Raw genomic sequence first — 20,272 nt, 5'->3', positions numbered from 1 at the left:
AAACGCCAAGTGTTTTATTCTTGAATCTGTTCAAACCACTAGTACCATAGTGTTGCACTTGAAATCCGAATCCAAGGTCGTCTGAAAACCGCTTCCAGGTTTTCAGACGACCTTTTCATATTCGAATCACTAGAAATAAATATTTTATTATGATTTTGCTATATAAAACAAAAAACACCGTTTCCGCCCATCTCAAACGGCAGGCGGTTTTACTTCAATTTGATTTTTCGAGGCGGCATCAATTTCGTTATCTATAAAGTCATTGAATTGTTGACGGAACTCCATCGGTCGGGCGATATAAGGAATCGGAGCATGACTGCCGCCCGTCCCCCTGACCACTATGGAACCATAATTGAAAATCCTGCCCCAAAAACCTTGATTTACCGAAATACTTTCGATGCGGTTGATATTTAACTCAATTGTTTGCCGGCGGATAAAGCCAAACTTTGCGATAACCCTTTTGTTGGTTAAAGCAAGCTCGGTTGTCATTACATTCAATACCGCGGACACTATCAATACGATACCGATTACCCACATCAACAGCAGAATACCAAAAACAATCCCCCAGAATTGGGACAGCCACGATACTTGCGCTTTATAAACAATACGTTCACTCCGCCCTAAAGAGCTTTCAATATAACTTGCCATTTGACGTTCTCCACATTATGTATTTCCTAAAATACGGATTATAATCCGTGGATAAATAAACGTCAAAATTGGATATTTTGAGATTTGTGAAGACAAATCTCATGAGTAAAATCAGTATATTGATAGGTGTAAAAATCCGAGAAATCCGCAAACAGTCCAATATCAACCAAGAAAACTTAGCCTTACTTGCCGATATAGACAGAAGCTATATGGGTAGAATAGAAAGGGGGGAGGTCAACATAACGGTCGATAAACTGTATCAACTGTCTTCTGCTTTAAACTGTTCCATACACGACTTGCTGCCGGATGATTCAGAAATTAAAAATACCTGAACTGTTCAAGTGGTCCGCCCACATTACCAATCTTCTAAAAAGGTCGTCTAAAACCCCAAAACCCAAGGTTTCAGACGACCTTTACAATACGCCATGGTCGTTCCGTACGCATTGATACTGCTTTATTTGCGGGGTGTCATTCCCCTGCCTATGCGAGACAAGGAATGTGTCAAAAATTAAGAAAATCAGCCATAACCCCTTCCCGCGGCAACCAATCCGTTTGCTGCTTTACCAAAACAGCAGACAATAAAAAACCCTCGGAAAACCGAGGGTTTTTGAAATTGGTTGCGGGAGCAGGATTCGAACCTACGACCTTCGGGTTATGAGCCCGACGAGCTACCATGCTGCTCCATCCCGCGTCAGAAGGTAAAACTATACTTTCATTCTGGAAAGTTGTCAAGAATTTTCTTGATTAAATTGTTCGGAACAAAAAATTCCTATAATTTCAAGTAACTACTTTTTAAGCCGAAAAGCCTGCCTATGGGTACGGCTTTTGCTATTCGCGGTGGTAGGGATGGTTGTGGAGGATGGAGACGGCGCGGTAGAGCTGTTCGGTCAGAAGGACGCGCACCATGCCGTGCGGGAGGGTGAGGCTGGAGAGGCGCATCATCATGCGGGCTTGTTGTTTGAGGCGGTCGGTCATGCCGTCGGCGCCGCCGATGACGAAGCAGACGTGTTCGCCGTTTTGCTGCCAGCTTTTGAGGTGTTCCGCCAGTTCGACGGAGGTCGGGGCTTTGCCGCGTTCGTCGAGGACGACGAGGAACGCGCCTTGGGGGATGGCTTCGAGGATGCGTTTTTCTTCCGCCGCCATGCCTTGTGCGGCGTTGACGCCTGCGCCGCGTTTTTCGGGTTTGATTTCTTTGAGGGTGTAGGCGACGTCGCGTCCGAAGCGTTTGGCGTATTCGCCGACGGCTTCGTCCACCCAGCGGGGCATTTTGGTGCCGACGGCGAGGACGGTGATGTTCATGGGTTTCCTTGGTCGGAAGGGGTCGTCTGAAAGGTTTCAGACGACCTTTTGGTTTGAATGATGGTGAAACGGGATTTTTGAAGCTGATATTGTTGTTCGGTCAAGGGGTCGTCTGAAAACTTCGGTTTGGGCAAAAAGGGGGTAGGGCGTGCGCAATAAAGCCGTCTGTATGCACAGACGGCTTGGGATGGCTGCTTAGTCGGCGGCGTGCCAGGGTTTTTGCGCGCCGGCGTGGAAGCTGGGTTTTTCGCCGCCCCAAAGGGTGTCGATGTCGTAAAAGTCGCGGACGGCGGGCAGCATGACGTGGACGACGAGGTCGCCTGCGTCAACGAGTGTCCATTCGCCGCTGTCGCCTTCGGTGCTGAGGATTTCGAAGCCGGCTTCTTTGAGGCTGACGGCAACGTTGTTGGCGAGGGCTTTAACTTGGCGGGTGCTGTCGCCGCTGGCGATGATCATGCGGGCGAACAGTGAGGTTTTTTCTTGGGTTTCGAGGACGGAGATGTCTTTGGCTTTGATGTCTTCGAGGGCTTCGACGGCGGTTTCGACCATTTTTTTCAGGTCTTGCAGTTCTTGTTCGTTCATTGTTTTCCTAATGGTGGGAATGAAATGGGGTTTGGACGGTATTATAACTTATCTGTATGAATTTACGCTATTTTCCGCTTTGGTACAGTTTGTGTTCGCGGATGTGGCGGGCGACTTGGGGCGGGAGGTCGTCTGAAAGTCTGCCGCTTTGGAGGGTTTGGCGGATTTGGGTGGAGGAGGTGTTGTGCAGGGGGGCGTTGAGGATGCGGACGCTGCCGTTTTGGAGAGCTTCGCCCAGCCAGGCGTGGAGTTCGCGCGGGGTTTGGTTGAGGTTGTCGCCTTGGCGCATGGCAACGGCGATGTGGGTTTGGCGCACGAGGGTCTGCCATTTTTTCCAAGTGTGCAGTTTCATGAGGCTGTCGCTGCCCATGAGCCACCAAAGTTGGGCGGCGGGGAATTGTTGGCGGAAGATTTGGACGGTGTCGAAGGTGTACGTTGCGCCGTCGCGGACGATGTCGCAATCGCTGGCGGCGAAGCGGGGGTCGTCGGCGATGGCGAGTTCGGTCATGATGAGGCGGTCTTGGGCGGAGGCGCGGGACGGGTCTTTGTGGTAGGGGTCGCCTGCGGGCAGGAAGATGACGGTGTCGAGTCCGATTTCGTCGGCGAAGGCGCGGGCGATGTGGAGGTGTCCGTTGTGGATGGGGTCGAAGGTGCCGCCGAAAAGTCCAATGTTTATCATGGGTGTCCTTGGGTGTGGTGTGCGCTCTGTTTGGGTTTCAGACGACCTGTCGGGTTTATGGGTTGTCGGGGTCGTCTGAAAGGCTTTTTGCCTCGGGGCTGCCGTCGACAACCAGGGTGAGTTTGCCGGTGGTCGGGTGGATGACGAGTCCGTGGACGGCGATGTCGGCGGGCATAAGCGGGTGGTTGCGGATGACTTTGACGGTGTGGCGGACGCTGTCTTCTACGTTGTCGAAACCGGTCAGCCAGTTGTCGAGGTTTATGCCCGCGTTGCGCAAGGTTTCGATGCGGTCGTCGGGGATGTCGCTTTCCTGTACTTTTTCAAGGAAACCGGCGGCGTTCAGCCCCTTCATGCCGCAATCGTAGTGGGCAATGACCATGATTTCTTTGACTTTGAGTTCGAACACGGCGACCAAAAGGCTGCGCATGACGGAACCCCAAGGATGGGTAACGACCGCGCCGGCGTTTTTGATGAGCTTGGCGTCGCCGTTTTTCAGTCCGAGCGCGTCGGGCAGCAGTTCGATGATGCGCGCGTCCATGCAGGACAGGATGGCCAGTTCGCGGCCGGGATATTTGTCGGTGAAATATTTTTCGTATTCGCCCGATTCGACAAAATTTTGATTATAGGCGAGAATTTCGCTCAATTCGCTCATGGTGTTGGACCTCCGACAGAATGGGACGATTATAGCGGTTTTCAGGCGGTTTGGCTTTGCATCGTGTACCGTCCGGCTATGGATAGAGTTGATTGCAAATTGAAACAAAGCAGATACAATCCGCTTTATGTTTATGATTGGATTGAGGAACAGCCATGTCTTCGCGCCCTTGTTTTTCCGAAACGATCGACCGCCGCACCCACGACGCGCTCTACGATTGGGCGCGGGCAAGTTACGGCGCGTCGGACGACTGGAACACGCTCTATCTGAACGGGCTGGCTTTGGGTCGTCTGAATCCGTTTTGGCGCGAACGGATCAAACAAGACTGGCAGGAAGGGCTTTCTGAAATTTCAGACGACCTCTGCCTGCAAACGGACAACTGGCTGGCGATGGGCGACAGTTTGCAGCATTTGGCGCACGAATGGAAAAGCCTCGGACTGCTGCACGGCTGGCGCGACGAAAAGTTTGACGTGTGCGACGACGCGGGCAAGGTTCTCTTTGCGTTGGAACGCGCCGCCTTCCGCCCGTTCGGACTCATGAGCCAAGCCGTCCACCTCAACGGACTGGTGCAAACCGACGGTAGCTGGTATTTTTGGATAGGCCGCCGCAGTCCGCACAAAGCCGTCGATCCCGACAAACTCGACAACCTTGTCGGCGGCGGCATTGCCAGCGGCGAAACCCCGTTTGAAGCCGTCTGCCGCGAAAGCGAAGAAGAAGCCGGACTGATGCCGCCCGCCCTAGCCGCCCTCCGCCCCGCCGCCCGAATCCACAGCCTGCGCCCCGTATCGCGCGGCATCCACAACGAAATCCTGCACATCTTCGACATCGTCCTGCCCGAATCCGTCCGCCCCGAAAACCAAGACGGCGAAGTCGCAGGGTTCGAATTGATGAACGTTTCGCAACTCGTCGAAACCATGTTGTCCCAAACCATGATGTACGATGCCCAGCTCGTTACCCTCGAAGCCCTTAAACGCTACGGCGCGCTCGACAGGCAGCATCCGCTAAGCCTTTGGCTGGACAGCCTTTGCCGCTGAATGCAAAAAATAAAACAGTACAAAACCATTAACGTCCCGCCGTTTTCCTTTCCCGATTCCCCAAAAGGTCGTCTGAAACCCATGCTCCGACTTACCGACATCTGCAAACGCTTCGACAGCAAAACCGTCGCCGACCGCATCAGCCTGACCGTCTCCGCAGGCGAAACCCTTGCCGTCCTCGGACGCTCCGGCTGCGGCAAATCCACCCTGCTCAAAATCATCGCAGGCATCGTCAAACCCGACAGCGGCGAAGTCTGGCTGGACGGGCAGGACATCACCGCCGTCCCGCCCGAAAAACGCAACGTCTCGCTGATGTTTCAAGACTACGCCCTGTTCCCGCACCTGACCGCCCAAGAAAACGTCGGCTTCGGACTCAAAATGCGCCGCCTGCCCCAAGCCGAAATCGAAGCACAAACCATGCAGGCGCTGCGCGACATCGGTTTGGAAAACGAAGCCCGCCGCAAACCCGGCAGCCTCTCCGGCGGCGAACAGCAACGCCTCGCCCTTGCCCGCGCCCTGATTATCAAACCGTCCCTGCTCCTCTTGGACGAAGCCTTCTCCAGCCTCGACACCCACCTGCGCCACACCCTCTACCGCCTGACCGACGAGAGCATCCGCCGTCAAAACATCCCCGCCGTCCTCGTGACCCATTCCCCCGAAGAAGCCGCCGCGCTGGCAGACCATATCGCCCTCATGCACGAAGGGCGCATCCTCCAATACGGCACGCCCGCCGAACTCTTCCGCCGCCCCGCCAACGCCCAAGCCGCCCGCCTGCTCGGGCTGCCCAACACCGACGATGCGCGCCACATCCCGACACACGCCATCCGTCCCGACCCGCAAGGCACACCCTGCCGCATCCTGTCCCTCACGCCCTTGCCAGACAGCCTGCGCCTGACCTTCGCCCACCCCGAATACGGCGAACTGACCACCCTGTTACCCGCCGAACACTTACCCGCCGGCGATACCGTGCCGATACATATCGATAAAGAACAAATCGTTTGGTTTGAACCCTTGCGATGATGTTTTGTGTCCCGCCTGTCGTTTGACCCGTCGGACAAATCAAAAAAGGTCGTCTGAAAATTTTCAGACGACCTTTGCTGTTACTTCCAAGAGCTTGGGGGTTTAAAACAGCCCGAGCTTATTTTTTAATTGCAGTACGCATATTGTCGGCGATGTGGGTCGCGCCGGCGGCCAGACCGGACATACCGATCAGGGATGCGGCGGCGAGTTTGATCAATTCTTTCATTTTGAGTCTCTTTCTTGTGTTTGTGTTGCGGATGTTATCGTCGGGTCGGCTTATTATTTGCCGGCTTCGGCGATGTTTTTGGCGACGGTCGTCGCACTGGCGGTCAGACCGGACATGCCAATCAGGGAGGCGGCTGCCAATTTGATTAAGTTTTTCATGGTAATCTCTCTTTCTTTTGTTCCCGCCGCTGAATCGAATCTGGCGGTCTGCGGTTCGCGCTTGTGTCGGCATCTGATGCCGGAATCGGTTGAAAGCCGAAAGCCGCTCCGCCTTGGGCGGGAAGGGTTGTTTGTGGGGTTTTGGGAAGCGTTTAAAATATTTCGTTTGTTTTCAAATTATTTTTTTGCAGCAGTTTCGATATTGCGGACAACCATAGCGGCTGAAACGGTAACGCCTGCCATACCGATTAAAGAGGCTGCGGCTAAGGTCAATAAATTTTTCATTTCGGGTAATCCTTTCTCATATTCATCAAATGTTATTTAATAACATCTGCATTCTCCGTCGGCGTGTCTGCCGTATCGATAGGGATCATGATACCGCCTTAATTGATAAATTATACAGTTTTTTTGTAAAGAAAATAGCGGTATTAATGCTATAATGTAATTATTTTGATAAATTATTTTTGGTTTTGAAAATGACACCGATGTCTTGCGGAATGACACCGATGTTTTAGTTACAAGCCGATTACAAATTGTTTATTTTAGAATAGATGCTCTCGGATTTTTTGTTGCCAAATTACATCATTTCAGACAAATTTTAAATTTTCCTTTTATTTTTCAATCAGATAAAAAACAACACTTTTCCGCTTGGCTTTTTGGTTTTTAGCCTTAGACTATAATCGCCATTGCCATTTTTTAAATTATCTATCCATTTTTGGCAAAAACAGGTCGTCTGAAACCAAAATCCCTGCCCGACAAACCTGAATCCGCTGTTTTCTTGTGAAATCGCTCATTAAATAAATCTCTCATCCGGCGCAACGAAACGTGTAAAACTTGTTTTCAGGTTTTCAGACGACCTGTCTATCTTTATATGTTGGCAGGGTCGTCTGAAAAGGCTTTCTGTTTCGGCTCTGTTGTTCGCCCCCAATGAAATCGGTTGGATACGACTGCTGCGCCCTGCATTCTGCGACCCGCTGCTCGGCATCGGTTTATCAGCCATTCCGCCCTATCCTACTCAAGCGCGCAGCGAGCTTGCCTTGCAAACATGCTATATTGCCGTTTTTGCTTTTTCCGTTTTCAGACGACCTATGAATCTCCCGCTCCTTCTGACCGCCGCGCTTGCCTTTTTGTCCGGCGCGCTCATTACTTGGCTGCTCGCCCGCAACAAGGCGCAGACGCAGCAGTTTGCCCTGATGCAATCGCTTGCCGAATGCCGCCAGCATCTTGAATTTGCCGAACAAAATCAGGCGCAAACCGCCGCCGAGCTTGCCGATGCGCGCTATCATGTCCAAGATTTGCAGGGCGAGTTGCAGGAATTGGGCAACCGCTTCGCCGCCGCCGAACGCCAAATCGGCTACCTCCAAGAGCGCGAACAGGAAGCAGGTCGTCTGAAACAAGATTACGCCGAGCTTCAGGAAAACGCGCACAACCTGCACGTCCGCAACGAACGCCTCCACATCCAGCTCGAACAGGAACGCCTCGCCGCCGACGAAAAGCTCAAGCTCCTTGCCGAAGCCCGACAAAGCTTGGGCGACCAGTTTCAAAACCTCGCCAACACCATTTTGGAAGAGAAAAGCCGCCGCTTCACCGAGCAAAACCGCGACCACCTCAACCAACTGCTCACTCCGCTCAACGAACGCATCCACGGCTTCAGCGAGCTTGTGCAGCAAACTTATGAAAAAGAAGCGCGCGAAAGGCTGACCCTCGAAAACGAACTCAAACGTCTGCAAACCCTCAACACCCAGCTGCACAGCGACGCCAAAGCCCTCACCGACGCGCTCACCGGCACGCAAAACAAAACCCAAGGCAACTGGGGCGAGATGATTTTAGAAAGCGTTTTGGAACATTCCGGCCTGCAAAAAGGGCGCGAATACACCGTCCAAGCCGCCGCCGTCCGCCAAGAAGAAGACGGCGCGCGCCGCCTCCAGCCCGACGTCCTCGTCAACCTGCCCGAAGGCAAACAAATCGTCATCGATTCCAAAGTCTCGCTGACCGCCTACGTCCGCTACACCCAAGCCGCCGACGCTGCAACCGCCGAGCGCGAACTCGCCGCCCACGTCGCCAGCATCCGCGCCCACATCCGCAGCCTTTCGCAAAAAGATTATACCGACCTCGAAGGCGTGCGCACGCTGGACTTCGTGTTTATGTTCATCCCCGTCGAACCCGCCTATCTGCTCGCCTTGCAACACGATACCGCCCTGTTCCAAGAATGTTTCGACAAGCGCATCATGCCGGTCGGCCCGAGTACGCTGCTCGCCACCCTGCGCACCGTCGCCCACATCTGGCGCAACGAGCAGCAAAACCAAAACGCCCTCGCCATCGCGGTAGAAGGCGGCAGGCTTTACGACAAATTCACCGGCTTCGTCCAAACGCTCGAGGGCGTCGGCAAAAACATCGACCAAGCGCAAAACCAGTTCCAACAAGCCTTCAAACAGCTCTCGCAAGGACGCGGCAACCTCGTCAGCCGCGCCGAAAAACTGCGCGCGTTGGGCGTGAAAACCACCAAACGCCTGCAACGCGATTTGGTGGAAACCGCCCAAGAATCCGCCTTGCAGGATACTTTGCAGGATCAAGGTTTGCCGGAAGGGGAAGAAGATTGACGGTTTGTCCTTCGTCGGGTTTCGGACGACGTATCAAAGACAAAAAGGGCGCATGATGCGCCTTTTTTATTTTTAACTGATTCGCTTTGCTTTTGAACGACACCAGCCCTCAACCGCCCCTCCCACCTCCGCCTGAGTGGGGCAGGAATGAGAGCCGATAATTAAGTAATTAAGCAGTATCAATGCAAGCAGGTTGGCAGGACGGAGAAAACAATGCTGCGGCAAACAGGTCGTCTGAAAAAGGTTCGGACAAGCACCGCTTTATTTATTTCAGCGAAACCGGCTTCTTTCAGTTTCAGACGACCTCAAAAGCGGCTTACATCCGCCCGACTGCCACGAAACCCGGACTGTGCGGTATAATCATGAACATTCTTATAGTGAAATCAATCAAAAACGGACACAAAGCATTTATCCCACCCACCATCTGACCGTACATTCAAACAGGAATGGCCCGCGCCGTCCTTCCCGCAAAAAGGAACGGCGGCAATTTGAATATCCTGTTTTCATGTGTCCGCCCGAATTTCAAACTCTACACAGGAAACCGCCATGTTAGTCTGCAACCCCTACGAAGTCGTGATTCACGGCACAACCAACAAAGGCAAGATTTTCCGTCCCAGCGACTGGGCAGAACGCTTGTGCGGCATATTGTCCTCATTCACCAAAGACAACCGGTTGTCCTACTCCAACTGGGTGCGCCCCATGCTGGTGGACAACGTCCGCTGCGTCGCCGTCGATAAGAAACTCGAAGAAGACAATCCGCAGATGTTCCGTTTCCTGATGGACTTTGCCGCCGACAACGACTTGCGCATCATCGACTGCAAAGAGCTTTTGAAAGAACAGGAAGACAAAGCGCAAGGCGAACCGGCCGAACGCGTCCTGCTGGCACAAGCCATCGAAGAAAAACACGCCGCCGAAAAAGCACAGGCCGAAGCCGCCGCTGCCGAATACATTCTGCGCGAAATCCCGCCCGAAGACACATCCACTGCCTTCGCCGCCCTCAGCGTCCTGCGTTCCGCATTGACCGACATCAGCAAATTCACCGAACAAATCAACACCGTCCAACGCCCCGCCGGCTACCGCCTCTTGGGTATTTTCGAAGAAGGCAAACACAACGCCGTCGCTGTCTGCGGCTTCCGCGAATCCTGCAACCTCGCCAGCGGCTGCCATATCCACATCGACGACATCGTTACCCTGCCGCAAAGCCGCCGCAAAGGTTACGCCTCACGCCTGTTGGCAGAAGTCCGCAAAATCGGTGCGGAAACGGGCGTAACCAAAATCCACCTTAACGTCCACGTCAATCACGACCGCGTCGATGCGCACCGCCTGTATTTCAAAAACGGCTTCGAAATCTGCGCATACCATTTCCGCTGCGATCCTAAATAACCCAAAAGGTCGTCTGAAACCAAATATGGTTTCAGACGACCTCTTTCCCTCCCGAGAAAGGAACCCCATGAAAACCGTCCTCAGCCTCACCGTCCTCTTCTTCCTTGCCGCCTGTACTTCTGCAACGGGAACGGGCGGCAGCTCGCAAGTCTATGGCGAAATCAAAACGGGCATCGAAAGCAGCCATACCCGATAACAGCCATAACAGTGAATCCGCGATAACTCAAAGGTTGTCTGAAAACATCATTCGGATTTTCAGACGACCTTTGTTTCGGCAAAACCCAAATCAGATTGGCAAACCCGCTCTCGGCAAAACATCTGCCGAATTATCGTTCCCGCTTCTCCTTCGCGGTGTCTTCCCGCCGTTTTTTCCCGTAAAATAATGCCTTTAACTCCCGATACTTGTTTTCAGACGACCTGTCCCCACCGTAGAGGTCGTCTGAAATCCACTCTATCTCAATCAAAACAATACAATGATTCAAAAAATATTCTCATGGTTCGAATCCCGAATCGACCCCTATCCCGAAGCCGCCCCGAAAACGCCTGAAAAAGGGCTGTGGCGGTTTGTCTGGAGCAACATCGAAGGCTTGCGCAAATGGATTGCCGTCTTGGCGGTGTTTACCGCCGGTATCGGCATTATGGAAGCCTTGTTATTTCAATTTATGGGCAAAGTCGTGGACTGGCTTGGCAAATACACGCCCGCGACCCTGTTTGCCGAAAAAGGCTGGGCGTTGACGGCGATGGCGGGAATGATGGTGTTTTTCGCCCTTTGGACCTTCCTCGCGTCCAACGTGCGCCTGCAAACCCTGCAAGGCGTGTTCCCCATGCGCCTGCGCTGGAATTTCCACCGCCTGATGCTGGGGCAGAGCCTCGGTTTCTATCAGGACGAATTTGCCGGCCGCGTGTCCGCCAAAGTCATGCAGACCGCGCTGGCGATGCGCGACGTGGTGATGACGGTTGCCGACATGGTTGTGTATGTGCTGGTGTATTTCATTACTTCCGGCGTGATTCTGGTCGCGCTCGACGGCTGGCTGCTGCTGCCCTTTATCGGCTGGATGATTGGCTTCGCCTTAGTGATGCGCTTCCTGATTCCCAAGCTCGGCAAAACCGCTTCGCGTCAGGCGGATGCGCGCTCGCTGATGACCGGCCGCATTACCGACGCCTATTCCAACATCACCACCGTCAAACTCTTCTCCCACGGCGCGCGCGAAGCGGCTTATGCCAAGCAGTCGATGGAAGAATTTATGGTTACGGTACACGCCCAAATGCGTTTGGCGACGCTCCTGCACACATGCAGCTTCATCGTCAACAGCTCGCTGACCGCCGGCACGACCGCGCTGGGCATCTGGCTTTGGTATCACGGGCAAGTCGGCGTCGGCGCAGTCGCCACCGCCACCGCCATGGCGTTGCGCGTCAACGGTTTGTCGCAATACATCATGTGGGAATCCGCCCGATTGTTTGAAAACATCGGCACCGTCAACGACGGCATGGTAACCCTGTCCAAACCGCAAACCATCCTCGACAAGCCGAACGCCCTGCCGCTGAAAGTGTCGCAAGGCGAAATCAAGTTTGAACACGTCGATTTCTCCTACGAAGCAGGCAAACCGCTGCTCAACGGCTTCAACCTTACCATCCGTCCGGGCGAAAAAGTCGGCTTGATCGGACGCAGCGGCGCGGGCAAATCCACCATCGTCAACCTGCTTTTGCGCTTCTACGAACCGCAAAGCGGCACGATTTCGATTGACGGGCAAAACGTCGACAGCGTAACCCAAGAAAGCCTGCGCGCCCAAATCGGTTTGGTCACGCAAGACACCTCGCTGCTGCACCGTTCCGTGCGCGACAACATCGTTTACGGTCGCCCCGATGCCACCGACGCCGAAATGATTTCCGCCGCCGAACGCGCCGAAGCCGCCGACTTCATCCCCAACCTTTCCGACGCCAAAGGGCGGCGCGGCTATGACGCCCACGTCGGCGAACGCGGCGTGAAACTCTCCGGCGGTCAGCGCCAACGCATCGCCATCGCCCGCGTCATGCTCAAAGACGCGCCGATCCTGCTGCTCGACGAAGCCACCAGCGCGCTTGACTCCGAAGTCGAAGCCGCCATCCAAGAAAGTCTCGACAAAATGATGGACGGCAAAACCGTCATCGCCATCGCCCACCGCCTCTCCACCATCGCCGCGATGGACAGGCTCATCGTCTTGGACAAAGGCCGCATCATCGAAGAAGGCAGCCACGCCGAACTCCTCGAAAAACAAGGCCTCTACGCCAAACTCTGGGCGCACCAAAGCGGCGGTTTCTTGAGCGAACACGTTGATTGGGAACATAATTGAGTGTCTTGCAGTAAGACAAAAGGTCGTCTGAAAATCCGGTTTTGAATTTCAGACGACCCCAGTTCAAAATCATCTCGTCAGGGCGCAAGATTGCGCCCTTCTTTTTTGGTTATAAATTACGAATCTGACCGAAGGATGGAAGGGTCGTCTGAAACCGAAAATCAGGTTTCAGACGACCCTTAATTTTCGGCGGCCAGACAATTAAACCGCCGTAACCTTCCCGCCAAAGGGTGTTTCATTCCGCGTACTTGCACTATACTGCCCCTGAAGAATACCGTCCGAAAGGAAAAACAATGAAATACGCTCCTGCCTTCCTCGCCCTTATCCTGCCCCTGTCCGTACAGGCAGCGGTCAACATCCAACGCTGGACCACCCCGCAAGGCGTGCAGGTCCTCTTGGCCGAGCGGCATGAAAATCCGATTATCGACATGGCAGTCAGCTTCCGAGGCGCAGGCAACGCGTCCGATCCCGACGGCAAAAGCGAAACCGCCGCCTTCACCGCCGCCCTGTTGACCAGCGGCACAAAAGAAATGGACGAAGAAACCTTCAACGCCCAAACCAACGGATTGGCAGTTGAAATCGGCAGCGGTACGGACAACGAAACCGCCACCGCCACCCTGCGCAGCCTGAGCCGTCCGGACACACTCAAAAAAGCCGTTTCCCTGTTCAACGGCGCACTGACCCGCCCGCGTTTCGACGAAGCTGTGTTCCGCCGCAACCAAACGCAAGCCGCCACCTTCCTGCAACAACAGGAAACCAAACCCGACTTCACCGCCGCCCGAACATTGGCGCGCCTCTCCTATCCCGACCACCCTTACGGCAAAGGCGCATACACCACCGTACAAAGCATAAACGGCATCACGCTTGACGACATCCGCGCGTTTTACCGCACCCGCTACGGCAAAAACAATGCCGTCGTCGCCATCGTCGGCGATATAGACCGCAAAGGTGCCGACCGCCTCGTGCAAAACGCATTGTCCGGCCTGCCCGACCATGCTGCCGCATCGGCCGATGTTCCGCCCGTCAAAAAACATCCTGCACAACGCCGTGACATCCCCTTCGCCGGCGAACAGGCGCAAATCATGCTCGGAATGCCGCTGATTACCCGTAACGACCCCGACTACTACGCGCTTGTTGCCGGCAACTACGTCCTCGGCGGCGGCGGATTCGACAGCCGCCTGATGGAAGTCCTGCGCAATCAGAGGGGCGACACCTACGGCGTGTACAGCAACCTTACTCCGGAACGTCAGGCAGGCATGTTCACCATCGCTTATTCTTCGCGCAAACCCGCCGCCCGCGCCTCGCTTGCCGCAGCACAGGAAGTCATCAGGCAGTTCATCGCTGAAGGTCCGACCGAAGAAGAAATGGCTCAGGCAAAAGCCAACATCACAGGCAGCTTCCCCCTGCGTTTCGATTCCAACGCCAAACTGCTCGGCTACTTGAACCTCATCGGCGTCTATAACCTGCCCGACGACTACCTCGAAGCCTACCCCAAAGCCGTCGCCAAACTGACCGCCGCCGACGTCAAAGCCGCCTGGCAAAAACGCGTCCGCCCCGAAGACTTGAATATCGTCGTGGTCGGTGCGCAGTAAAGTTCGGGCTGAATAAACGCAAACGTCGTCTGAAAACAGGTTTTAGGTTTCAGACGACGTTTTTTATACTCGAAACGGCTTTCTTCTTCCGAACGCTTGTTATAGGGGTTTCAAACGACAAGTCCCTATTCTGGGATTTACCCGCGCAGTCGGGAGTCTGGAAAGTTGAAATAATGGTGATTTCTAAATATTCCCTCAAACGCAGAAGCCGGATTCCCGCCTGCGCGGAAATGACGGAACAGGTGTTTTCTGTTCCAACCTGCCGTCTATTTCACAAGAAATCAAAGGGTATCGGAAAAATCAAAAAGGTCGTCTGAAAATTTTCAGACGACCTTTTCAATGCTTTAAGAACGTATCCGTTTCAACACTTCTTCTTTGCCGATCAATGCCAACACGGCATCGACGCTGGGCGTTTTCGCCGTGCCGCAGACGGCGAGGCGCAGGGGCATGCCGAGTTTGCCCATTTTGATGCCTTCTTCGTCGCAGAAGGGTTTGAACAGGTCGTGGATGGCTTCGGCATTCCAGTCTTCCAAACCTTCGAGGCGTTCGGCGAAGCGCAGCATACGGGCGGCGGCTTCGTCGTCCCAGTGTTTCTGTACGTCCGCTTCGGCAGGCGTTTGTTTGACGTAGAAGTAGAGGCACTCGTCGGCGAGGGTGTTCAGGTCTTGGGCGCGGTCTTTGACCAATGCCAACACGTCTTCCAACGCGGGTTTTGCCGTGTCGTAAATATCGCGCAGGGCAAGGCGGGGCTTGATGAGTTCCGCGAGTTTTTCGTTGGGCGTGATTTTGATGTGTTCGCCGTTGATCCAGTAGAGCTTTTTCAAGTCCATGCGGCTTGGAGACGGGGAAACGTCTTTCAAATCAAACCATTCGATGAATTGTTCCATCGTAAAGAACTCGTCGTCGCCGTGCGCCCAGCCCAAGCGTGCCAGATAGTTGAGCATGGCTTCGGGCAGGATGCCCATCGCGCCGAAGTCGGTGATGGCGACGGTATCGCCGCTGCGTTTGGAGATTTTTTTGCCTTGTTCGTTGAGAATCATGGGCAGGTGGCCGTATTCGGGCAGGTTTGCGCCGATGGCTTTTAAGATGTTGATTTGTTTCGGGGTATTGTTCACATGGTCGTCGCCGCGGATAACGTGGGTAACGCCCATGTCGTAGTCGTCCACGACAACGCAGAAGTTGTAAGTCGGCGTACCGTCGGCGCGGGCGATAATCAGGTCGTCGAGTGCTTCGTTGGGAATGGAGATTTCGCCTTTGACCAAGTCCGTCCATTTGGTCACGCCGTCCAAAGGCGTTTTGAAGCGGACGACCGGTTGCACGTCAGCAGGGATTTCGGGCAGGGTTTTGCCTGCTTCTGGACGCCAGCGGCGGTCGTAAGTCGCCGTGCCTTCTTTTTCGGCTTTCTCGCGCATGGCTTCCAGCTCTTCTTTGCTGCAATAGCAGTAGTAGGCGGCGCCTTTTTCCAAGAGTTCGGCGATGACTTCTTTATAGCGGTCGAAACGGCGGGTTTGATACACGACGTTGTCGGCGTTGTCGTAATCGAGACCGACCCATTTCATGCCGTCGAGGATGATGTTGACGGATTCGGCGGTAGAACGCGCCAAGTCGGTGTCTTCGATACGCAATAGGAACTCGCCTTTATGATGGCGGGCAAACGCCCATGAAAACAAGGCGGTGCGCACGCCGCCGATGTGCAGGTAGCCGGTGGGGCTGGGGGCGAAACGGGTTTTGACGGTCATGATGGCTCCAAAGTCTTTGAAAACAGGTATTTTACTTTTTCGGCAAGGTTTAAACAATGTAAGGCCGTCTGAAAATAATGTCGGCGCAGAAGGACCGTCTGGGAACTTTTCTCCTGAAAACAAATCAAATATAATGATAATTATTTCTTTTAAAGGATCCGCTCATGAACAAACGCGCTTTATTTGCCGCCCTCGCCCTCCTGCCCCTTTTTGCCCAAGCCGAAATCAAAACTATCAAAGACGTATTGGGACGCGAAGTCAAAGTCGATGTCCCTGTCAAACGCGCGGTTTTGGCGTTTTACTATCCCGACTATATCGCGGTAACGGGCGCGGACAAATTTAAAAACGTCATCGGCATTTCGCGTGAGTTTTGGGAGAAATTCAATCCCGGCAGCTGGGCGATGTTCAAACAGAAGCTGCCTACGCTGCAAAACATTGCAGACATCGGCAACATCAGCACCGGCACGTTTTCACTGGAGAAAACGCTCGCGCTCAAGCCGGACGTATTGATTCTGGCCGACTGGCAGTATAAGGCCATCGCCACCCATCTGCCGCGCATTAAAGCGGCAGGCATACCCGTCGTCGTGGTCGATTTCAACGCCGAAACCGTCGCGCGGCACACGCGCAGTGCGGAAATTTTCGGCGAACTCAACGGTACGCAAGCGCGCGCCCAAAAAATTGCCGCCGAATACGCCCGAGGCATTGCCGACATCCAAAAACGCGTCGCGCGCGCCAAACAGTCCAAACCGAAAATCTATATCGAGTTCGGCGACAAAGGCCCGTCCGAATACAGCTACACCTTCGGCAAAGATATGTGGGGCGCGATTGCCGACACAGCAGGCGGCAACAATATCGCCGCGCCTTACGTTAAAAACTGGGGACCGATAAACCCTGAAAAATTCCTGACGGCCAAACCCGACGTCATCGTCATTTCAGGGACGGAAAACGGCCATAAAGACAAGCCTAACATTATGGCGATGGGCATAGGCATCAGCCAGGCCGATGCGCAACGCCGCCTGGCCGGATTTGTCAAACGCAAAGGCTGGGCAGACATTCCTGCCGTCAAAAACAAACGCGTTTACGGCATCTACCACACCGCCTCCCGCTCGCTCGCCGATTTGGCCAGCGCGCAATTTATCGCCAAAACCCTGTATCCGCAGCAGTTTGCCGACATAGACCCAAACAAGACCTATCTGGACTTCTACCGCAAATACCTGCCCGTCGTGCCGGACGGTACGTTTTACATCCAATTGAAATAGCGGCTGAAAAAATCATAGGCTCAGGCCGTATAGCGGTCGAAACGGCGGGTTTGATACACGACGTTGTCGGCGTTGTCGTAGTTCAGACCGACCCATTTCATGCCGTCGAGGATGATGTTGACGGATTCGGCGGTAGAACGTGCCAAGTCGGTGTCTTCGATACGCAATAGGAACTCGCCTTTGTGATGGCGGGCAAACGCCCATGAAAACAAGGCGGTGCGCACGCCGCCGATGTGTAGGTAGCCGGTGGGGCTGGGGGCGAAACGGGTTTTGACGGTCATGATGGCTCCAGAATCTTTTAAAACGGGTATTTTACTGTTTTTAGACGGAATCGGACAATGAAAGGTCGTCTGAAAACCTGAAAATTCAGGTTTCAGACGACCTTTCGCTCTTTTTCAAAGCAGATTCAAAGCAGAAAATCCATCCCGATGCCGTCAGGCATTATTCATAAACTTTCAACAGCTCCACTTCAAACACCAATGTCGCGTTTGGCGGAATCACGCCGCCCGCGCCGCGTGCGCCGTAGCCCATTTCTGCGGGAATGGTCAGCTTGCGTTTGCCGCCTTCTTTCATGCCGCCGAAACCTTCGTCCCAGCCTTGAATGACCTGGCCCACGCCCAGCGTAATCGTCAGCGGCTGACGGCGGTCGAGGCTGGAGTCGAATTTGGTGCCGTCTTCCAGCCAACCGGTGTAATGCACGGTAATTTCCTTGCCTTTCACGGCCTCTTTGCCGTGGCCTTCCTGCAAATCTTCAATAATCAAACCGCTCATGTTTTATCCTTTCATAGCGTTTTCAATCGGTTAACAATATCGACTCTTCGATATTCCGCGCTGAAGGGTATCATAGCTGCCGTTTCCGATAAAGCAAAAGGTCGTCTGAAAACGGATGGATACGTTTCAGACGACCTTTCAATGTATCGTCAACTGCTTGGCAATCAATTTGAGCCGTTTTGCAATGAGCGGGCATAGGTGTCGTTGTAGCCGATGTCGGTGATTTCGCGCACGCCTGTGGCAGGTACGGTAAATTTCACGCGGTCATCATCCTTACGCATATCGTACGCGTCGTGATATTCGACTTGAGTTAAGCCCGGAATGGGGCCGGAGTCGTTGGCATGATTCCATTCAGGAATGCGACTGTCGGCGAAAGATGCGGCGGCGGCAACAGCGATGAGGGAGGCGAAGAGTGCTTTTTTCATGATACTTTCCTTATGATGTTGAATATAAAAGATGAACTGCATAGGCGTTCAAGCGATGGAAAGCATTTTATTGATTTCGTTTGGATTAATAAATATCCATTTTATTGAAAGAATATTTATCAATAAGAAACAATAAACCCTAACCCGTTTTCAGACGACCCCCGGTCAAAACTTATCCACAATGGTGCAGCGGCGTAGTCCATTCCTGCTTCAAAGTTTTATTTTTTTCGTAGCGTCGCCATGCCTTTTCGTGGAAATAAAAAACGACGGTGTTGGCAAGCGGTTCGACCAGCGCGACTGCGCTTGAGATGCCGATGCTGTCGGTCAAAATATAGGCAACGCCAAACGCGGTGGCGAAATGTAAAATGGCAAAGGTCATGGTTTTAATCATGATGGTTTCCTGATTGGTGATGTCTGTATGGTTCGGATAATATAGTGGATTAACTTTAAACCAGTACGGCGTTGCCTCGCCTTGTCGTACTATCTGTACTGTCTGCGGCTTCGTCGCCTTGTCCTGATTTAAAGTTAATCCACTATAACCATTCTCAACTACGCCGTATCTTTTGAATATTTTATTCAAAATTAGTTTATTTAAATCATTATTTTATTTTTGATAGGTGAAATATGAATCCACTGTGTATTGCCGTTCTCGACCGCGACACGCTTGCCGACCGTCCGTTTGACTTTGATTTTCCGCATACTTTAAGCAGCTATGGTTCGACTGAGGCGCATCAGACCGCCGAGCGCATACAGGGCGCGGACATCATCATTACCAACAAAGTCGTGATTTCCGCCGAACACATCGCCGCCAACCCGCAGCTCAAACTGATTGCGCTAGCCGCGACGGGCGTCAACAATGTTGACCTTGCTGCCGCCAAGCAAGCGGGCGTGAGCGTGTGCAACATCCGCGCTTACGGCAATGAATCCGTGGCGGAACACGCGTTTATGATGATGATTACCCTGATGCGCAACCTGCCTGCCTATCAGCGAGACGTTGCAGCAGGCTTGTGGGAAAACTCGCCGTTTTTCTGCCACCTCGGCGCACCGATGCGCGATTTAAACGGTAAAACACTGGCGATTTTCGGTCGCGGCAATATTGGTAAAACGCTGGCAACTTATGCACAGGCGTTCAAAATGAAGGTCGTGTTTGTCGAACACAAACACGCCGAAACCGTCCGCGACGGCTACGTTTCCTTTGACGAAGCCGTCCGCACTGCCGACGCGCTGTCGCTGCATTGCCCGCTCACGCCGGAAACGGCAAATATGATAGGCGAAGCCGAATTGCAGCAGATGAAGCCCGGCGCCGTCATCATCAACTGCGGACGCGGCGGACTGGTGGACGAACACGCGCTCATCGCCGCCTTGAAATACGGGCAAATCGGCGGGGCAGGTTTTGACGTGTTAACACAAGAGCCGCCGCGCGACGGCAACCCTCTGCTGAAAGCTCGACTGCCCAACCTCATTGTCACGCCACACATTGCATGGGCAAGCCAAGAGGCCGCCAACCGTCTGTTTGACATCCTTGTGGACAACATCAACCGCTTCGTCGCAGGCAATCCGCAGAATCTGGTTTGATGCCGATAACCCTAGTCCTGTTGATAATTTTGTGAACAATTTAAAAGGTCGTCTGAAAATTTTCAGACGACCTTTTGTATATTGATATTTTTCAATGAATTAAGTTTGATTTGATTGAATTGGGATGAAGTTCAAATTGTGGATAAGTTGTGAGCAATCCGTGGATTTTATCAAAAACCGATGCTTTCAAACGGCAAAGGTCGTCTGAAACCTGAATCTTAGTTTTCAGACGACGGCGGATTCGCATTTGAAGTGCAACTTTCCCTAACAGAAAAAGGCCAGTATGCGGTAGCATACGGC

Annotated in this window: 21 protein-coding genes, 1 tRNA gene and 2 pseudogenes; 11 read left to right on the top strand and 13 right to left on the bottom strand. The window is 53.4% G+C overall.

The annotated features are described in order from the left end of the window. Positions 1–192: 192 nt before the first annotated feature. On the bottom strand, positions 193–648 hold the full coding sequence (locus AC5M9B_RS00335; protein WP_070655648.1) for a PH domain-containing protein: 456 nt from the start codon (positions 646–648) through the stop codon (positions 193–195). Positions 649–749: 101 nt separating this feature from the next. Between AC5M9B_RS00335 and AC5M9B_RS00330 the strand changes: the two genes are divergently transcribed. Continuing rightward, the gene (locus AC5M9B_RS00330) at positions 750–980 is read left to right on the top strand and encodes a helix-turn-helix domain-containing protein (RefSeq protein WP_029609562.1); all 231 of its coding nucleotides are present in this window, start codon (positions 750–752) and stop codon (positions 978–980) included. Positions 981–1,262: 282 nt separating this feature from the next. On the opposite strand, the gene AC5M9B_RS00325 is transcribed toward AC5M9B_RS00330, so the two are convergent. The 5 genes from AC5M9B_RS00325 to AC5M9B_RS00305 all read right to left on the bottom strand — a co-directional run bounded on the left by AC5M9B_RS00325 (position 1,263) and on the right by AC5M9B_RS00305 (position 3,860). Beyond that, positions 1,263–1,339 (bottom strand) — tRNA-Met (locus AC5M9B_RS00325). 137 nt (positions 1,340–1,476) lie between these two features. Beyond that, positions 1,477–1,947 (bottom strand): 23S rRNA (pseudouridine(1915)-N(3))-methyltransferase RlmH, encoded by a 471-nt coding sequence (gene rlmH / locus AC5M9B_RS00320; protein WP_016687125.1) that lies wholly within the window; start codon positions 1,945–1,947, stop codon positions 1,477–1,479. A gap of 195 nt (positions 1,948–2,142) precedes the next feature. After that, a complete protein-coding gene (gene rsfS / locus AC5M9B_RS00315) occupies positions 2,143–2,529 on the bottom strand; it encodes a ribosome silencing factor (RefSeq protein WP_070655650.1) in 387 nt (128 codons plus the stop codon). A gap of 67 nt (positions 2,530–2,596) precedes the next feature. Beyond that, positions 2,597–3,208 (bottom strand): nicotinate-nucleotide adenylyltransferase, encoded by a 612-nt coding sequence (gene nadD, locus AC5M9B_RS00310; RefSeq protein WP_070655652.1) that lies wholly within the window; start codon positions 3,206–3,208, stop codon positions 2,597–2,599. A gap of 55 nt (positions 3,209–3,263) precedes the next feature. Beyond that, entirely contained in the window at positions 3,264–3,860 is a 597-nt protein-coding gene (locus AC5M9B_RS00305) for a beta-class carbonic anhydrase (RefSeq protein ID WP_070655654.1), read from the bottom strand. Positions 3,861–4,015: 155 nt separating this feature from the next. On the opposite strand from AC5M9B_RS00305, the gene AC5M9B_RS00300 reads away from it, so the two are divergent. The 8 genes from AC5M9B_RS00300 to AC5M9B_RS00265 all read left to right on the top strand — a co-directional run bounded on the left by AC5M9B_RS00300 (position 4,016) and on the right by AC5M9B_RS00265 (position 14,203). Continuing rightward, positions 4,016–4,894: an NUDIX hydrolase gene (locus AC5M9B_RS00300; RefSeq protein ID WP_487648073.1), complete on the top strand. Its 879-nt coding sequence runs from the start codon at positions 4,016–4,018 to the stop codon at positions 4,892–4,894. An 81-nt stretch (positions 4,895–4,975) separates the two neighbouring features. Then, positions 4,976–5,914: an ABC transporter ATP-binding protein gene (locus AC5M9B_RS00295; protein WP_487648074.1), complete on the top strand. Its 939-nt coding sequence runs from the start codon at positions 4,976–4,978 to the stop codon at positions 5,912–5,914. A 1,472-nt stretch (positions 5,915–7,386) separates the two neighbouring features. Further along, positions 7,387–8,898: a DNA recombination protein RmuC gene (locus tag AC5M9B_RS00290; protein ID WP_209283376.1), complete on the top strand. Its 1,512-nt coding sequence runs from the start codon at positions 7,387–7,389 to the stop codon at positions 8,896–8,898. Positions 8,899–9,080: 182 nt separating this feature from the next. Continuing rightward, positions 9,081–9,326 (top strand): hypothetical protein, encoded by a 246-nt coding sequence (locus tag AC5M9B_RS00285; RefSeq protein WP_203025819.1) that lies wholly within the window; start codon positions 9,081–9,083, stop codon positions 9,324–9,326. A gap of 118 nt (positions 9,327–9,444) precedes the next feature. Then, positions 9,445–10,281, top strand: a complete 837-nt coding sequence (locus AC5M9B_RS00280) for a GNAT family N-acetyltransferase (protein ID WP_209283035.1) — start codon at positions 9,445–9,447, stop codon at positions 10,279–10,281. A 67-nt stretch (positions 10,282–10,348) separates the two neighbouring features. Beyond that, the gene (locus AC5M9B_RS00275; RefSeq protein ID WP_019269997.1) at positions 10,349–10,477 is read left to right on the top strand and encodes a hypothetical protein; all 129 of its coding nucleotides are present in this window, start codon (positions 10,349–10,351) and stop codon (positions 10,475–10,477) included. 277 nt (positions 10,478–10,754) lie between these two features. Further along, positions 10,755–12,611, top strand: coding sequence for an ABC transporter ATP-binding protein (locus tag AC5M9B_RS00270; protein ID WP_209283034.1), 1,857 nt, complete (start codon positions 10,755–10,757; stop codon positions 12,609–12,611). A 293-nt stretch (positions 12,612–12,904) separates the two neighbouring features. Beyond that, positions 12,905–14,203 carry a M16 family metallopeptidase gene (locus AC5M9B_RS00265; protein WP_019269994.1) on the top strand — a complete coding sequence of 433 codons (1,299 nt, stop codon included), beginning with the start codon at positions 12,905–12,907 and terminating at the stop codon, positions 14,201–14,203. A gap of 344 nt (positions 14,204–14,547) precedes the next feature. Here the strand turns inward: AC5M9B_RS00265 and gltX are convergent, their stop codons facing one another. Next, on the bottom strand, positions 14,548–15,942 hold the full coding sequence (gene gltX / locus AC5M9B_RS00260; protein ID WP_487648072.1) for a glutamate--tRNA ligase: 1,395 nt from the start codon (positions 15,940–15,942) through the stop codon (positions 14,548–14,550). Positions 15,943–16,106: 164 nt separating this feature from the next. On the opposite strand from gltX, the gene AC5M9B_RS00255 reads away from it, so the two are divergent. Continuing rightward, a complete protein-coding gene (locus tag AC5M9B_RS00255; protein ID WP_487648071.1) occupies positions 16,107–17,201 on the top strand; it encodes an ABC transporter substrate-binding protein in 1,095 nt (364 codons plus the stop codon). Between the two features lie 29 nt (positions 17,202–17,230). On the opposite strand, the pseudogene AC5M9B_RS00250 reads toward AC5M9B_RS00255, so the two are convergent. The 5 genes and pseudogenes from AC5M9B_RS00250 to AC5M9B_RS00230 form a co-directional block, all read right to left on the bottom strand. Then, positions 17,231–17,482: pseudogene (locus AC5M9B_RS00250) on the bottom strand (glutamate--tRNA ligase family protein); the annotation flags it as partial. 160 nt (positions 17,483–17,642) lie between these two features. Further along, positions 17,643–17,972 (bottom strand): FKBP-type peptidyl-prolyl cis-trans isomerase, encoded by a 330-nt coding sequence (locus AC5M9B_RS00245; RefSeq protein ID WP_003743612.1) that lies wholly within the window; start codon positions 17,970–17,972, stop codon positions 17,643–17,645. A 164-nt stretch (positions 17,973–18,136) separates the two neighbouring features. Next, entirely contained in the window at positions 18,137–18,397 is a 261-nt protein-coding gene (locus tag AC5M9B_RS00240) for a hypothetical protein (RefSeq protein ID WP_070655295.1), read from the bottom strand. Between the two features lie 172 nt (positions 18,398–18,569). Further along, positions 18,570–18,788: a DUF2061 domain-containing protein gene (locus tag AC5M9B_RS00235; RefSeq protein ID WP_070655297.1), complete on the bottom strand. Its 219-nt coding sequence runs from the start codon at positions 18,786–18,788 to the stop codon at positions 18,570–18,572. Positions 18,789–18,827: 39 nt separating this feature from the next. After that, positions 18,828–18,935 (bottom strand): annotated as a pseudogene (locus AC5M9B_RS00230) (IS5/IS1182 family transposase); the annotation flags it as partial. Between the two features lie 86 nt (positions 18,936–19,021). Between AC5M9B_RS00230 and AC5M9B_RS00225 the strand changes: the two are divergent. After that, positions 19,022–19,972 (top strand): D-2-hydroxyacid dehydrogenase, encoded by a 951-nt coding sequence (locus AC5M9B_RS00225; RefSeq protein WP_070655299.1) that lies wholly within the window; start codon positions 19,022–19,024, stop codon positions 19,970–19,972. 91 nt (positions 19,973–20,063) lie between these two features. Here AC5M9B_RS00225 and AC5M9B_RS00220 read toward each other — a convergent pair. Further along, positions 20,064–20,272, bottom strand: a 209-nt coding sequence (locus AC5M9B_RS00220) for a hypothetical protein (protein ID WP_487648070.1), incomplete at its 5' end; no start/stop codon positions are given.

This window comes from Neisseria flava (assembly GCF_982712965.1).
This window is presented reverse-complemented; position numbering and strand designations above follow the sequence as displayed.